General features: G+C 67.6%; 14 protein-coding genes. 5 read left to right on the forward strand and 9 right to left on the reverse strand.

From position 1 onward, the window contains the following. Positions 1 to 58: 58 nt before the first annotated feature. From AP428_RS17345 to AP428_RS17355, 3 genes are all read right to left on the reverse strand, one after another. The gene (locus tag AP428_RS17345; RefSeq protein WP_011547189.1) at positions 59 to 553 is read right to left on the reverse strand and encodes an SRPBCC family protein; all 495 of its coding nucleotides are present in this window, start codon (positions 551 to 553) and stop codon (positions 59 to 61) included. A gap of 58 nt (positions 554 to 611) precedes the next feature. Beyond that, positions 612 to 914: a 2Fe-2S iron-sulfur cluster-binding protein gene (locus AP428_RS17350; RefSeq protein WP_006480747.1), complete on the reverse strand. Its 303-nt coding sequence runs from the start codon at positions 912 to 914 to the stop codon at positions 612 to 614. An 82-nt stretch (positions 915 to 996) separates the two neighbouring features. Next, positions 997 to 2,910 carry a sigma-54-dependent Fis family transcriptional regulator gene (locus AP428_RS17355; RefSeq protein WP_011547190.1) on the reverse strand — a complete coding sequence of 638 codons (1,914 nt, stop codon included), beginning with the start codon at positions 2,908 to 2,910 and terminating at the stop codon, positions 997 to 999. Between the two features lie 184 nt (positions 2,911 to 3,094). Between AP428_RS17355 and AP428_RS17360 the strand changes: the two genes are divergently transcribed. The 3 genes from AP428_RS17360 to AP428_RS17370 all read left to right on the forward strand — a co-directional run bounded on the left by AP428_RS17360 (position 3,095) and on the right by AP428_RS17370 (position 6,086). Continuing rightward, entirely contained in the window at positions 3,095 to 3,370 is a 276-nt protein-coding gene (locus AP428_RS17360; RefSeq protein WP_023477572.1) for a DUF2964 family protein, read from the forward strand. 239 nt (positions 3,371 to 3,609) lie between these two features. After that, entirely contained in the window at positions 3,610 to 3,897 is a 288-nt protein-coding gene (locus AP428_RS17365; RefSeq protein ID WP_006480750.1) for a DUF1488 domain-containing protein, read from the forward strand. Between the two features lie 230 nt (positions 3,898 to 4,127). Further along, entirely contained in the window at positions 4,128 to 6,086 is a 1,959-nt protein-coding gene (locus AP428_RS17370; protein WP_011547192.1) for a serine protease, read from the forward strand. An 87-nt stretch (positions 6,087 to 6,173) separates the two neighbouring features. On the opposite strand, the gene AP428_RS17375 is transcribed toward AP428_RS17370, so the two are convergent. Then, the gene (locus AP428_RS17375; RefSeq protein ID WP_006480751.1) at positions 6,174 to 7,475 is read right to left on the reverse strand and encodes an NCS2 family permease; all 1,302 of its coding nucleotides are present in this window, start codon (positions 7,473 to 7,475) and stop codon (positions 6,174 to 6,176) included. 776 nt (positions 7,476 to 8,251) lie between these two features. Between AP428_RS17375 and AP428_RS17380 the strand changes: the two genes are divergently transcribed. Beyond that, positions 8,252 to 8,530 (forward strand): hypothetical protein, encoded by a 279-nt coding sequence (locus tag AP428_RS17380; RefSeq protein WP_006480752.1) that lies wholly within the window; start codon positions 8,252 to 8,254, stop codon positions 8,528 to 8,530. Positions 8,531 to 8,701: 171 nt separating this feature from the next. Here the strand turns inward: AP428_RS17380 and AP428_RS17385 are convergent, their stop codons facing one another. From AP428_RS17385 to AP428_RS17405, 5 genes are all read right to left on the reverse strand, one after another. Then, positions 8,702 to 9,076: a DUF2917 domain-containing protein gene (locus AP428_RS17385; RefSeq protein ID WP_011547194.1), complete on the reverse strand. Its 375-nt coding sequence runs from the start codon at positions 9,074 to 9,076 to the stop codon at positions 8,702 to 8,704. A gap of 250 nt (positions 9,077 to 9,326) precedes the next feature. Continuing rightward, entirely contained in the window at positions 9,327 to 9,614 is a 288-nt protein-coding gene (locus AP428_RS17390; protein ID WP_006480754.1) for a hypothetical protein, read from the reverse strand. Positions 9,615 to 9,693: 79 nt separating this feature from the next. Then, positions 9,694 to 10,599, reverse strand: coding sequence for a metal-dependent hydrolase (locus AP428_RS17395; RefSeq protein ID WP_011694810.1), 906 nt, complete (start codon positions 10,597 to 10,599; stop codon positions 9,694 to 9,696). A 29-nt stretch (positions 10,600 to 10,628) separates the two neighbouring features. Continuing rightward, positions 10,629 to 12,416 (reverse strand): SDR family oxidoreductase, encoded by a 1,788-nt coding sequence (locus AP428_RS17400; protein WP_011547196.1) that lies wholly within the window; start codon positions 12,414 to 12,416, stop codon positions 10,629 to 10,631. A 41-nt stretch (positions 12,417 to 12,457) separates the two neighbouring features. Then, complete coding sequence (locus AP428_RS17405) at positions 12,458 to 13,357, reverse strand: M24 family metallopeptidase (protein WP_011547197.1); 900 nt, start codon at positions 13,355 to 13,357, stop codon at positions 12,458 to 12,460. A gap of 511 nt (positions 13,358 to 13,868) precedes the next feature. Here AP428_RS17405 and AP428_RS17410 point away from each other — a divergent pair. After that, positions 13,869 to 15,146, forward strand: coding sequence for an HAD family hydrolase (locus AP428_RS17410; protein ID WP_011694809.1), 1,278 nt, complete (start codon positions 13,869 to 13,871; stop codon positions 15,144 to 15,146). Positions 15,147 to 15,231 lie beyond the last annotated feature (85 nt).

Genomic DNA, 15,231 nt, shown 5'->3' on the forward strand with positions numbered 1-15,231 from the left:
CGATTATGCCACGCACGCCGGTTCGCCGGCCGGCACCGACGTGCGGCATCGCGGCGCGCTACGCGGGCTGCGCCAGGTACTTCGCGATCAGCGTCATCTGCGCGGCCCAGCCCTGGTCGTTCATGTCGCGCGCCGTCGCGCGACGCGCTTCGATCAACTGGTCGAAACCCGTTTCGGTGACCGTGAGCAGCGTGCCGCCGGCCTGCGGCGCGAGCGTGAAGGTGACGAGCGTCATCGGCTCGGACGCATAATCGAATTCCGGATCGATCGCGAACGGATGCCAGCGAAACGAGAACAGTTGCTTGGGTTCGATGCGGTCGACGACGATTTCGAACACAGTGCCCGCATAGGGCTCCTGCGCCTTGGCGACGTCGTCGTCGACGCGGGTGGGGGTGATGCGGCCGAACAGCGACTGGCCGGCCTCGAACGGGCCGTCGAACGACACGCCGAACCACTGGCCGAATTCGCCGGAATTGCTCACGGCTGCCCAGACGCGGTCGGGCGACGCGGCGAGCAGCGTCTGTTTTTCGATGCGATCGGTTGGCTGGACCATCACGTTCTCCATGCAGGATAGAGCGTTGCAGGACGACGCGCGCGGTCGCGCGCCGCGTCTAGTCGAGCATGACCGCGTCGGGCACGTCGAGCACGAGGTCCGACGTCGCGACGGCCACGCACGGCAGCGTATAGCCGTCGGCTTTTTCCTCGCGGGAGAGCCCCGGCCATTCGATCGTGTAGCGTACGCTGCCGCTGACGATCCGGCAAAGGCAGCTTCGGCACGTGCCGTTGCGGCACGAGCGCGGCAGCGACACGCGCGCGAACGCGGCGGCTTCGAGCAGGGTGAGCGAATCGGGCGCGTCGAAGGTCGCGCCGAGCGGCTCGATGCGCACGAGGGGCGGGTGATCTGGATCGGTCATGACGGAAGCGGGTGGCGGTTCGGCGGCAACGCGCCAAGCATACCCGAACCCGCCGGCGGCCCACGGCCGCCAGCCGTGGGGGTCAGTGCCGCCGCAGATACCGGTACACGGTATTGCGGGCGAGGCCGAGCTCGCGCGCGGCCGCCGATACGTTGCCGCCGTGCCGCGCGAGCACCGCGTCGATCATCGCGGCCTGATGGCTTTGCAGCGTCGTGCCTTCGCGCCTGCCAGGCGACGCGGGCGATACGGCTGGCGTGTCGCCCGTCGGCGTAGCCGGCGCATCGTCGCAGTCGAGCCAGAAATCGTCGGGCAAATGCGCGAGCGTGATTTCGGCTTCGTCTTCGGCGAGCATGCCGGCCGTGCGCAGCACGTTGGTCATCTGCCGCAGGTTGCCGGGCCAGCGGTGGCGCGCGAACGCATCGAGCACGTCGGCCGCCAGACGGCGCGGCATCGGCTCGCTGCGCGCGAGCCGCGCAAGGATGCGCTCGACGAGGGCCGGCAGGTCGGTGCGCGCGGCAAGCGCCGGCAGCGTGACCGCGAGCCCGTTGATCCGGTAGAACAGATCCTCGCGGAACGTGCCCTCCGCGATCATCGCGCGCAGGTCGCGGTGGGTCGCACAGACCACCCGCACGTCGACCGGCACCGCGCGTGCGCCGCCGAGCGGCATTACCGCGCGCTCCTGCAGCACGCGCATCAGCCGCACCTGCTGCGCGAGCGGCATGTCGCCGATTTCATCGAGAAACAGCGTGCCGCCGTCGGCCTGCGCGATCTTGCCGGGGCTGCCGCGCTTGCGTGCGCCCGTGAACGCGCCGTCTTCATAGCCGAACAGCTCGGCCTCGATCAGCGAATCGGGCAGCGCCGCGCAGTTGACCGCGACGAACGGGCCGTCCGCGCGCGGCGACGCCTGGTGCAGCGCGCGGGCGAGCCATTCCTTGCCGGTGCCGGTCTGCCCGAGGATCAGCAGCGGCAGGTCGCGCCCGCGAATCTTCGCGACGCGTTCGAGCACGGCGGCCATGCGCGCGTCGCCGGTGTCGAGCGTCGCGAACGTGATCGCATCGGGGTCCGGCGCACGCACGCGTGCGGCCGGTGCCGGCGGCGTGACGGCGACGGTCGTTTTCTGCGCTTCCGGAAATTCGCAGCGCGCGAGCACGCGCACGCCGGTCGACAGCGTGAGGCGGAACGTGGCGCCCGGCGCGCGCGCGGCCTGCTGCGCGAGCTGGCCGAAGCGCATGCCGAACAACGCGTCGCTGGCCTGATGCTGCAGTGCATCGAACGATGCGCCGAGCTGGAATTGGGCGCTGCGGTTCGCGGCGATCAGGCCGCCGTCGGGGCCGAACGCGACGAGCCCGGCGAACAGCGAATCGACGCAATCCTCGTGGGCGTGAAAGCGCAACCGCAGCGCTTCGCCGCACTGGTTCGCGAACAGGTGGTTCTCGATCAGTTGCGCCGACATCCGCACGAGCGCGAGCGTATGCGGGCTGGCGCCGCGCGGGTCGCCGCTCACGTCGAGCGTGCCGAGCGTGCGGCCGAACGGATCGACGATCGGCGCGCACGCGCAGGTGAGGATGTGGTTCGCGCGCAGGAAATGTTCGGCACCGTGCACGACCACGGCCTGACCCGACGCGAGCGCGGTGCCGATCGCGTTGGTGCCGCGTGCGCCCTCGGCCCACGACACGCCGTTGCACAGCGCGACGCGGTTGGCTTTCTCGATGAAGTCCGCGTCGCCGATGCTGTGCAGGATCACGCCGTCGGCGTCCGTCAGCAGCACGAGGCTTTGCGTTTCGGCGATCTGCGCGTGGAGGTCCTCCATCACCGGGCGGGCGTGCGAGAACAGCGTGTGGTTCGTGTCGAGCAGTTCGCGCAGCGCGATGCGCGACAGCGGCGAGAAATCGGGGCGTTCGTGCGCGCGCAGGCCGACCGCGGTCGAACGCGCATGCGCCTGCGCGAGCAGGTCGGTGCGACCCGTGGTGGCGGGCAGCACGTAGGGTTGCGGCATGGTTTGTCTCCTGTTCCCGGGGCCGTCGGGGCGACCGGATCGGAATCGGCGGCGGAGTGCGGCTCCGCTCGCGGTGCACCATTCGGCGCGACAGCCGACCGTCCGGGTACGCATCATCATACAAGCGCCACGTGCGATGCGCGACTGCCGACAAAATCCCCTTGCTTTCAGGCGCCCGCCTGCAATGATGGAAATGGAGCACGCACGCGCCGTGTTCCGCAGTGCAACATGCATGCGACGCGACATGCATCCGTTCGGGAGACGCATCATGGTTCGGGCGGAACTGAGAGTCGTGCTGGCGGCCATCGCCACCTTCATCATGCTGGGCGGCATTGCCGTGGCGATCCACGGACTGCTGTTCGATCTGACCGATGCGGTGAGATACGGGGCGGCCGCGATTGCGGTGGGCGTCACGACCGCCGCGATCGCGCTCAACGTCTGGCCGACCGATCCGCACTGACGGCCATTGGCGAAACGGTGCCGGATGCCGCGCAGATCAGACGAAATGCGCGTCGGAACGACGCACACCGAAATTTTTGTGTCCCGCGCGAAACCGTCTAAAGTGGAATTCAACCGGCATGCATCGACCGCGCCACACTCCGCGGCCGGGGCCTCCGCCGGCGAGCCCGCGTACATTTCGTCCGGCCGGTAGCGGACGACGGACGCGGTCATTCGTTTTCTACCGGTCGAGGCGGCTCCATGCAGATCCATTTCACGAACGAGAAGCCGGAGTATTCGGGGCGTGACCTGATGCTGGCGTTCACGGCACTGGTCAATGGCGAGCGCGTCCAATGTCAGATCACCGCCGAGGCGCTGGAAGACCACTTCGGCGCGGCATCGCCGCGCTTCGAGGACATGGTCGGTGCATTCGACCAGCACCGCGAGCGCATCGAGGCGGCCGCGCGGCGCCTGCTGTCGGAAACGCGGGCGCAATGCGTGACGCTGCGCAGCGGCTACGTGCGCTTCTACGAGGCCAACTGGCGCTGACGACACGACGCTCGTCCGGCGGCGCGCACAAGCGAGCGGCGCACGCGCGGACGTGGCCTTCATGCAATGCCGTTCGGCGGAGTCGGGCGGCATTTTCGTATGCGGGCGGTACCGGATTGATGCTGCAACGGGGCGGCTGCTAGTGTGCCGACACGAACCGGCGTCTCGATTTGTCAGGATCGCAGAGAAAATCATTCGAATTCCAACACAATAAAAAGAGGGCACCGCACGTGGAGCATCGTTCGGGATGGGGGAGGGCGCGCCGTCTGCTGGCAGGCGCATGGTTGCTCGCGGCCGGCATGTCGATGGCCGACGGGGCCGTTGGATCGGACGACGACGCGATCGGTCGGCGCGCACCCGGTGAGGTCGACATCGTCGCGGGCGACGTCACGACGGGTGGCATCGTCGTGGCGCCGGGGCGCGTCGCGACGCCGTGTCATCGGCTCGCCGGCCGACCGGCATTCGACATTGCATCGGCCGATGGCCGCCGTCTTCCCGCGCGACTCGTCGCGGGCAACCAGGATCGGGACATCTGCATCATCGAAGCGACGGGTCTCGACGTCGCCGCCGTGCCGTTGACGGCGCGAAGTCCGGAAGCGGCCACGACCGCCTATCTGGCGGGCGCGCGATTCGACCGCCGTGATCCCGTTGCGTTGCGCGTGTGCTGCCATGCATGGGCCGCGGACGGCGGCGTGCATTCCGGCCTGCTCGCGTCGCCGAATCCGGCGCCGCCGCACCTGCCCGAACCGGGCGCCGGCGTCTACGACGAGCAAGGCAATCTGATCGGCATGGTGGGCGTCCGAGCGGACAGTGCCGAGTCGCTCTACATGGTCCTGCCAGTCGAGTGGATGGCGACCGTGGCAGCGAAGATGCCGGCCGTCGACCTGCCGCTCGAAGCGACCGCCTGGATGAGCCAGGCGCGCGCGTACGCGGTGGCAAACGACGTCGACGGGCTGATTCGCCATGACCTTGCATGGACGGCCGCGCGACCGCAAAGCGCGTGGGCGTGGAACAACCTCGGCAATGCCTACCGCACGAGCCGGCTGCCCGATCGCGGCGCGCTCAGCCTGGCCGCCTATCGACGTTCGGTCGAAAACGATCCGTCATACGCATTTGGCTGGTCTTCGCTCGGCAACACCTATGCCGAGCTGGGACAGATGGATCGCGCACTCGACGCGTTTCATGCCGGCATGCGTGCCGATCCGTCGGACACGATGCTGCGGATGAATCTCGGCATCGCGTATTTGCGGCGCGGCGACAAGGCCGGTGCGCGACCGTGGTTCGAACGAGGGGTACATGAACTGTCCGGTTCGCGCCAGGCCGATGCGTGGAGTCTGCTGGCCTCGACGCAGCCGGATGCCCAGGCCACCATCGGCGTGCTGCACGACGGGTTGAAGGCCTTTCCCGACGATGCACGGCTTTGGTACGCACTCGGCCGTGCGCAATACGATCTCGGCCACCTGGCGGACGCGATCGCCAGTTACCAGCACGCGCTGAAGGCGCAGAAGGGCGGCGATCCCGCCGCAACCGCGCTCATCCAGGGCGCGCTGACCCAGGCGTATGCGCTGCAAGGCCAGTCCGGCGACGCGTCCAGCGCGATGCACAGTGCGGTTGAAGCGGCGCCGGACAATGCTGAATACTGGTTGCGGCTCGGCGCGCTGTACATGACACAGTCGAACTATGTCGATGCGTTGAGCGCGCTCGACCGGTCCCTCAAGCTGAACGACAGCGACGCGAGGGCGTGGCGGATGCACGGCGTGACGCTGGCGCAACTGGGCCAGCATGTGCATGCCGTCGCATCGTTCCGGCGCGCGGTTGCGCTGGACGAATCGCTGGCGGCGGGGTGGGTGGTGCTCGCGGGCGAACTGAACGAGATTGGTCAGCCCGACGAAGCGTCGGCCGCGGCTGCGCATGCATTGAAGCTTGATCCGTCGAACCGGTTGGCGCGGGAGGCGATGGGCATCGCGGCGAATCGCGGCAAGCGGCCCGATGCGGCAGTCGGGATCTTCGAGGAAATGAACCGCGCGTATCCCGATGACGCGCAAATCATGGCCAACCTGGCGGTCGCTTATCGCCGCACCGGGCGGGTCGATGACGCGGTGCAGTTGTATCGCCGCGTCAAGACGCTCGATTCGACGCTGGCCCAGCGGCTGTACGATGCGGAGCTCAAGGGCGTCGCAACGCCTTGATCCACGTGGACAAGGCGGCACGGCACGCACAGTGAAAACGCCACCCGAAGGTGGCGTTTTTTCGTTTCATCGTGCGATGCGCTTCGCTTACTCGCTGCCGAGATAGAAGAAGCGGAACAGGAACACGGCCGCGATGATCCAGACGATCGGCTTGACCGTGCGGCCCTGGCCCGTCAGCAGCTTGAGGCCGCCGTACGCGATGAAGCCGAATGCGACGCCGTTCGCGATCGAGTACGTGAACGGCATCAGCAGCGCGGTCAGCGCGGCCGGCACGGCTTCCGTCGCATCGTCCCACGGTACTTCGACCATTTCGCGCAGCATCAGGCACGACACGTACAGCAGCGCGGGCGCCGTGGCGTACGCCGGCACGACGCCGGCGAGCGGCGCGATGAACAGGCACGCGAGGAACAGCACCGCGACGGTGATGGCCGTCACGCCGGTGCGGCCGCCGGCCTGCACGCCCGACGCGCTTTCGATATACGCGGTGGTCGACGACGTACCGAGCACCGAGCCCGCGACGATCGCCGTGCTGTCGGCGAGCAGCGCCTTGTTCAGGCGGTTCATCTTGCCTTCGACGAGCAGCCCCGCGCGATTCGCGACGCCCATCAGCGTGCCGGTCGCGTCGAACAGCTCGACGAGGAAGAACACGAGGATCACGTTGATGATGCCGGTCGACAGCGCGGCGCCGATGTCGAGCTTGAACAGCGTCGCGTCGATCGACGGCGGCGCGGAGAACACGCCGTGGAACTGGTTGCCGGCGAAGAAGAACGACAGGATCGTTACGCCGATGATGCCGATCAGGATCGCGCCGCGCACGCGCAGGTGGTCGAGCGTGACGATCGTGAAGAAGCCGACGATCGCGAGGATCGTCTCGTGCTTGTGCAGGTCGCCGAGCGTGACGAGCGTGGCCGGGTTGCCGACGATCACGCCCGACGTCTTCAGCGAGATGATGCCGAGGAACAGGCCGATACCGGCGGTAATGGAAATCCGCAGCGATTTCGGAATGCCGTTGACGATCGCCTCGCGCACGCGGAACAGCGTGACGAGCAGGAACAGGCAGCCGGAGATGAACACCGCGCCGAGCGCCGCCTGCCACGTGAAGCCCATCCCCTTGACGACCGTGTACGCGAAATACGCGTTCAGGCCCATGCCGGGCGCGCAGGCGATCGGGTAGTTCGCGTACAGCCCCATGATGATCGACGCCAGCGCCGCGACGAGGCAGGTCGCGACGAACACGGATTCCTTCGGCATGCCGGCGTCGCCGAGGATCGCGGGGTTGACGAAGATGATGTAGGCCATCGTCAGGAACGTGGTGACGCCCGCGAGTATTTCGGTGCGGAAATCGGTGCCGGCTTCAGCGAAGCCGAAATACCGCTTGATGGATTCCATGAAGGCGTTTCTCCGGTCGGGTTGTCGTGTTGATTGTTGTGCCGAATTGTTGTACAGGCAGCGCGGCCGGCTAACTGTAACCAGCCACTATTGTCCGGCTATCGGCGGATTGTAATAGCGCGGATAGCTCGGACGATATAGTTGGAGGGCACGATCGGTTGCCTGCGCGCGAACGGTCTGGCGGCCCGCCCGTGCGGCGAAGGCGCGCATTTTACCGGTTCGCGCGGCATGGGCCGGCAGAAATGGCTGAAACGATGGAAACGACGCGGGGCAGGTGGGAGAAACGGGCCGATGCGTGCGCAACGGCACGCCGGCTGCGTTGCGCGCGGGCGGTGCACGATGACATGCGACTGAAACGGAGCGCCCGCATGCTGCACGAACGCGGTGCAGGCGGCGGGTGCGCATGTCCGCACGTGTGCTGCCGGCGCGGATACACGGCGCGGCAGCGGCGTGCAGCGGCCATTCGTCAGGCCAGGCGGGTGCAGGGATCGGATTATCGTGCGCCGAAGCCGTCCCGTCCGCAACCGTCATTTCGCGATGCGGGCGCGACTGTGGTTTCTGTGTAAAAGATTGCAAGACCCCATCGCGTAAACCGGCAAGTCTTTCTAGGATAGATACACCGCGCATGCACACGCCGGCCGGTTATTGCCGATGCGGGGGAGTTGCAGTCCGTGCAGGCCAGGCGGTGAATGGTGGTCAAGGCCGTTGCGCGTTTGGGCAGGCACGGCCGGCTGCGATTGCCCGATGCGGGTTCGTCCGTAATCACGGAGGTCAGCATGTTGAACTGGATCAGCCGTTGGGCGATGCGACACGCCCCCACGCCGGAAAAAACCGCTGCGTCGATGCTCGTGACGGCGCGCATGGAACTGTTCGCAGCCGAACAGCGCGTCATCGATGCGAAATTACAGGCGGATTACTGGCGCACACGTGTGTCATTCCTCGAAGAGGTGCAGAAACAGGGCATCGATCCGTGGGTGACCTCGCAGGCCGCGCAACGTCCCGACCTCGATTCCACTCCACGAAGCACGGGCCCGCGTCTCGCCGCCAGCACCTGATGCACCTGCTGCATCCTCTCGCTGCGCACGGCGCGCGATCGCTCGCGGCACGCACCGGCGTGCCGCGTCCTTCGATGCGCACCCGCGACGCGTTGCGCCGCGGGTGCGTCCGTTTCCGGTCGCGGCCGTTGCGCGTGTCGTGTACTTGACGCACGCGTAACGGCGCGCCGCTCATCCGCTCCTTCTCCCTATCCCGACGAGCAAACGTTGCACTTGCGCGAGCATGCGCCTGACCCGTTCGCCGCGTCGCACGTACGCGGTCGTGATCGTCGCTTCGGCCGACCGGTCGGCATCGGTGCCGAGCCAGATGCGCTCGCCGCGCGCGATGCGCAGCACGTCGCCGGGCTGTACCCAGTAATCGTCGACATTCGGCGGGCGCGTGATCCACAGCGCCGCGCCGTGCGCGCGGATCTCCGCGTCCTGCGGCGCGCGCCAGGTCATCGTCGTGCGCGGCGCGACCGCGAAACGGATCACGACGGTCGGTAATGCGATCGTGCCGGCGGGGCGCCGATCGCGGCGTTCGAACAGGGGGCTTGCCTGGTCCATCGTCTGCTCCATTCAGTGAGCCGGACGGATGACGTGCACCAGAACAAAAAGGCCTCATCCGTTTCCGGCGAGGCCTTGTGTGACATGCGGTACTGCTCGATTGCTAACGCACAAGCGCCTCCCGTGATCCATTCTTTCGAATGTTCACCGGGCAATGAATCGCGATGGCGACGAGCTTGAACGTAGGCATGCGAACGAGTGTGTCGTCGCGGCGCAGCGCTGTCAACGGAAATTTCGAGATACGTGGCGGTTACGCGTCGCGTTGCGCGAGGCCGTTCACGAGCAGTTCGGACAGCAGGCCCGTCATCCCTTCCGGGTGCGTGGCCGCGCGCGCCTTCAGTTGCTCGACGAGCTCGGCGTTGAGCTTGCACGCGAACGGCACGAGGCCCTGTTCCTGGTCGAGCTTGCGCTGCGCGCGGCGGTCCAGCTTGGCCGCTTCGTCGGCGCCCTTGCCGAAACGCGCGGAGCTCGACTGTTTCATCGCGTGCGTCAGCTTGAGCGCCTTGTTCTTTTCGAGATCGGTTTTCTTCATGGCCATCGCGGCACCTCCGGGAAATTGAAGCCGCGATTGTACGCATTTCGGCGGGCGCCGCCCGCCGAGCCGGCCGGAAGCCCGGTCACGCCCCTTTCGCCGCGCCCCAGTTGCCGCCGTGCGCGGCCGCCTGCGCGGCCGGCGAGCGGGCGAGGTAGGCGAGCGCCTGCTCGGTCGAACCTTCGTGGTGCGGCGTATAGCCCGGCTTGAAATAGCGCAGCGCCGCGCCGATCACCTTCCAGAACGACGGCAGGTGCCCGCGTCGCGAACCCCGCCACCACGCGAGCACGAAGCCCGGGTAGCGGCCGGCGTCCGGGTCGCGCCGGTACATGAACTTCGCACCAGTCGTGATGTAGTAGAGCAGCAGCAGGATCACGAACGCCATGTGCACGCAGCGTTCCGGATAGGTGCCGCCCATGTGACGGTAGATGTCGAACGCGACGGTGCGGTGCTCGACTTCCTCGGCGCCATGCCAGCGCAGCAGGTCGACCATCGTCGGGTCGGCGCGGCCTTCGTCGAGACCGTGCGCGTTGAGCACCCAGTTGCCGAGATAGCCGAAGAAATGCTCGAGCGACGCGATCACGGCCAGCTGCTGCCGCAGCCAGAAGCGCGTATGGCCGATCTTCAGCCCCAGCGGCTGCTCGCCCAGCACGCGCGTGAACAGGCGGTTGAGCTTCTGCGTGAACGGCTTCGTGTCGATGCCGTGGCGGTCGTAGTAGTGCTTCAGCACGCCGCCGTGCGAGCGCGAATGCACGGCTTCCTGCCGCAGGAAGCCTTCGGCTTCGTCGCGCAGGCGTGCATCGGTGATCAGCGGCAGCGCCTTGTTGTACACGCGGCAGAACCACAGCTCGCCTTCCGGGAACAGCAGGTTCAGCGTGTTGATGATGTGCGTGCTGCCCGGATCGTTCGGCACCCAGGTGACCGGCGTGTCGCTGAAGTCGAACTTCACGTGCCGGGCCTTGATCTTGTGATAGTCGGCGGTATCGGTCATGTTGTCTCCCTGTGCGGCGTCGTGCGCCGTCAATGCGATGCCATGCTGACGCGGGCGATCATCCGGCCCAGCCACGGCATGAAGCGGCCGACGAAGCGCAGCGCGTGCGCTTCGCCGCCGACCGCGACGACGGGGCGGTTGCGCAGCACGCCGTCGACCATCGCCTGCGCGACGGTTTCCGGTTTCAGGCCGCGCATCTGGTACAGCTTCGTCGCGCGCTTGCGCAGCCGCGCTTCGTCCTGTGCGTTGGCGCCCGCGTAGTGCGTCGACGCCATGATTCCGGTTTCCGCGAAACCGGGGCACACGGCCGTCACGCCGATGCCTTGCTCCGCGAGTTCCGCGCGCATGCATTCGCTGAGCATCAGCACCGCGGCCTTCGTCGTCGCATACGCGGGCAGGTCGCGCGACGGGCCGAACGCGGCGGCCGACGCGGTGTTGACGATGTGCCCGCCGGTGCCGCGCGCGGCCATCTGCTGCGCGAACAGCCGCGAGCCGTGGATCACGCCCCACAGGTTCACGTGCAGGATGCGCTCCCAGTGCCGCGCGCTCGTGTCGAGGATGCCGCCGGCCATGCCGATGCCCGCGTTGTTGATCACGACGTCCGCGCCGCCGAGTTCGCTGCCGACCCACGCCGCGAGCGCTTCCATCTCGTCGGCGGACCCGACGTCGACGCGTTTCGCATGGGCCTGGGCGCCGGTCAGCCCGATCAGCAGCGCGGTGCGTTCGGCGCTCGCGAGATCGATGTCGCAGGCGACGATCGTCGCGCCTTCGCGTGCGAAGGCCAGCGCCGCGCAGCGGCCGATCCCGCTGCCCGCGCCGGTGACGACCGCGACCTTGCCGCTGAAGCGTCCGCTGGTGGCGCGACGGCGCGCGTTCGCGAGCGCGGGCGGTTCGTCGCCGGATTCGACCGCGTCGATCAATTGCTCGGCGAGCGCCGCGAAGCGCGCGGGATCGGCGAGCGGCAGCCAGTGGCCGGCCGCGACTTCGCGGCGGTAGTACTGCGGCACCCAGCGCGACAGGTTCTCGGACAGCGCGGGGCTCACGTATTTGTCGCCGAGCGGCACGATCGTCTGCACCGGTGCGTGCGCGTAGCGTTCGCGCGGCGCGAACAGGCAGCGGATGAAGTTCGCGCGATAGAGCCGTACGCCGTGCGCGCCGTCGTCGGCCTGGGTCGGGCGTGGCGCGGCGGGCGTTTTCTCGAGCCGGCGCAACAGGCTCGGCCACGCGCGGCCGAGCCACAGCCGCCAGCCGAGCTCGGGGATGAACGGCAGGTGGAACAGATAGACGTACCACGAACGCACGAGCTGGCCGCCGAGCTTCGCCAGCGACGCGGGCGTCGGGTGCAGCACGCGTTCGCGCAGCCAGAAGCCGACGTGGTCGAGGCACGGCCCCGAGCACGACGTGTACGACGCGATGCGGCCGGCCAGGCGCGGATCGGTGACGAATTCCCAGCCCTGGATCGAGCCCCAGTCGTGCGCGACCAGATGCACGGCGCGGCCGGGGCAGAGCGCATCGATCACCGCGACGAAATCGTCGGTCAGCTTCGCGAGATGGTAGTCGGCCGTGCGCGTCGGCACGCCCGACAAGCCCGCGCCGCGTACGTCGTACGCGATCACGTAGTGCCGGCGCGCGAGCAGCGGCGCGACGTGCTGCCAGACGCTGCTGTCGTCGGGATAACCGTGTACCAGCACGACCGGCGAGCGGGCCGGGTCGCCCCAGGTCCGGACCGCGAGCGTCAGGTCGCCGGAGGCGACCGCCGTTTCGCTGTGAACCGATTCGAACAGGGCCAGCGGCGCTTCGTCGGAAAGAGGCTGCATCGTGAGTCCGTCGTTCAGGGAGTCGGGAGGTGGGTGGTTCGTCAGGCGGCGGCCGACAAGGTCGACGCAGCCTGCGCGCGCTCGGCCTGGCGGCGCTGCCAGCGGCGCACGTGCGGCAGATCCTCGTCGAGCCAGTACGCGTCGTCGTCGGTGATCACGAGCAGCTCCTCGAATTTCGCGCCGACGCCGGCGAAGCCGAGATGCGGCTCGACGGCCCACAGGCCCGGCACCGGCGCATGCTCGGAGCGGCGGTCGATCGACCACAGCGGCGACCAGCCCTGCTGTTTCGCCGCGCGGCCCTGGTCGAGCAGCAGGTTGCGTGTCGCGTTCAGCCCGAAGCGCGCGACGAAGCGCGGCTTCGACAGCTTGTGGATCTTCGCGACGCGATGCGCGAGCACCTTGAACGGATAGGCCTTGTGGCGCGGCTCGACGCCCTGGCGGCGGCACAGCGCGTCGACTTCCTGCGCGACTTCCGCCATCGGCCGGCGCGCCTTCACGAGCCGCACGATCATGTCGCGATGGTCCATCAGGTCGTCCTGCAACTGCTCGAGGATCGGGTTGCGGCCCAGGCAGTGCGCGTAGCCGACGTCGGCGACGATGCCGTCGAGCACCGGCGCGACGTCGAGGATCACCGGCATGTCGGTTTCGAGCTGGCGGTTGCTCGGGAAGAACGCGAGATTGAAGCCGCCCATGTGCTTGAGGCCCGAGAAGCCCTCGAACGCGGTGCGGTCGCCGAACCACGCGAACGGCTTGTGCAGCCAGTCGTGCACGCCGTTGTCCTGCAGCCATTCGGTCAGGAGGCGCGCGGCCTCCTTCTCGGTGATGCCGGGGTAGAGCATCGCGCCGACGGTTTCGACGCAGCGGTAGGCCAGTTGCTGGACCGCGCGGAATTGCGGCAGCTCGTCGAGGTGGACTTCCGGCAGCGGATGGTGGGCGGTCATGATGCGTCTCCATGTGTCGGCCCGCGTTTGCGTGTCGGCGTAGGGCGGGTCCTGGGCAAGGCTTGGGGTGCTGATCTGGATGCATCCGCCGGCGTCCATCGTCATACGGCTTATTCAGTCAGCATTTAATGTGTCATTGAGTAATGTAATGATCATAGCCGGTTCGCGGTCGCGCGCCAGCCCTTGGAGATGAGGACTTCTCCTAATGAAGGGCCGAAATGGAGGGGAAGCTCTAGATTTCAGGCGCTCGGGGCTGGATGGGCGTCGCTTGTCCGTGCGTCCTCAGCAGGGAAGTCGACAGGGATCGCGCCAGGCAAGGCTTCCACACGGCCCGGCATGTCGCGCCGGATCAACTCCCCGTCGTGTCACGGTGGGACGCTGTCAAATTGCCGAAATAATTTCGTCACATCATCCGCCCCGATTCGAAGCCTTTGCGGCTTCGCGAGGCCGGTGTGTCGCGCGTCGCGCGGGGCAGCGACCGAAGCCGATTCGGCATTTCAACGGAGAGACCATGCAACGCCGCCAGTTCATGAACACCCTTGCCGCGGCGACCGCTGCGACGCCGCTGATGCTCAAGGCCGGCATCGCCGGCGCGAAGAGCGCAACCGCCCCGGACGCGCTGGACCCCGGCCGCTGGTCGCCGTTCAACGCCGCGCGCCTGCAGGCGGTGCTCGACCAGCATGGCGTCGCGAGCGCCCGCTACGACGCAAAGCGCCGCCCGTATGCGGTGTTCGACTGGGACAACACGTGCATCATGAACGACTGCGAAGAGGCGTTGCTGATGTACCAGATCAACCATCTGCAGTACAAGCTGACGCCGGACGAATTCGTCGCCGTGATGTGGAAGGACGTGCCGAAGGGCGCGTTCATGAAGGACTACACGACCGTCGACGGCAAGCCGGTGACGATGGAGGACCTCGCGGCCGACGTCGAGTCCGACTACCGCTGGCTCCATGCGAACTACCAGGGCTTCGGCGGCGACAAGAGCCTCGACGAGATCCGCGAGACCGACCAGTTCAAGGATTTCCGCGCGAAGCTGTACTTCATGTACGACGCGATCTGCGACACGCATCCGCTCGAAATCGGCTACAAGTGGATCATCTACTTCTACCAGAACATGACGACCGCCGAGTTGCAGGCGATGGCGCAAGCGTCGAACAACTACGGGATCGGCGACGCGCTGCGCAAGGTCCGCTACGAAAGCCCGAAGACGCTGCCGGGCAAGGCCGGCGTGGTGGCCGATACGCATTTCCACGGCATCCGCATTCACGAGGAAATCCGCGCGGTGATGCATACGCTGCGGGCGAACGGCATCGACGTGTACGTGAGCACCGCGTCGCTCGACGACGTCGTGCGCGTGTTCGCCGGCAATCCGAACTATGGCTATGGCGTGCCGCCGGAGAACGTGATCGGCTTGCGTCTCGACATGCAGGACGGCAAGTACACGAGCACCTATCCGGCCGGCTGGCACTTCAACTGGGGGCCCGGCAAGACGGTGGGCATTCGCAACGTGCTCGTGTCGAAGAAGGGCTACGGGCCGCTGCTGGTATTCGGCGACAGCGATGGCGACGCGTGGATGCTGCGCGATTTCAAGGACACCGCGGCCGGCGTGATCGTCAACCGGATGAAGAAGGGCGAGATCGGCGCGGACAGCAAGCTCGCGGCCGAACAGATCGGCAACCCGGACGCGCGTTTCCTGCTGCAGGGCCGCGACGAGCATACGGGGCTGATGATTCCGGACGAGAAGTCGATCAAGTACGGCAAGGCCGAGCGCAAGCTGCTGGCCTGACGCGGGCGGGCGCTGGCCGCCGGGCGCGGGCCGCGGCTCCCGCGCTCATCGACATCGGCCCGCGGCGTCTTGCGGGACGGCGCAC

The sequence above is a fragment of the Burkholderia sp. E168m22 genome (assembly GCF_001319805.1).
Classification (GTDB): Bacteria; Pseudomonadota; Gammaproteobacteria; order Burkholderiales; family Burkholderiaceae; genus Burkholderia; species Burkholderia orbicola.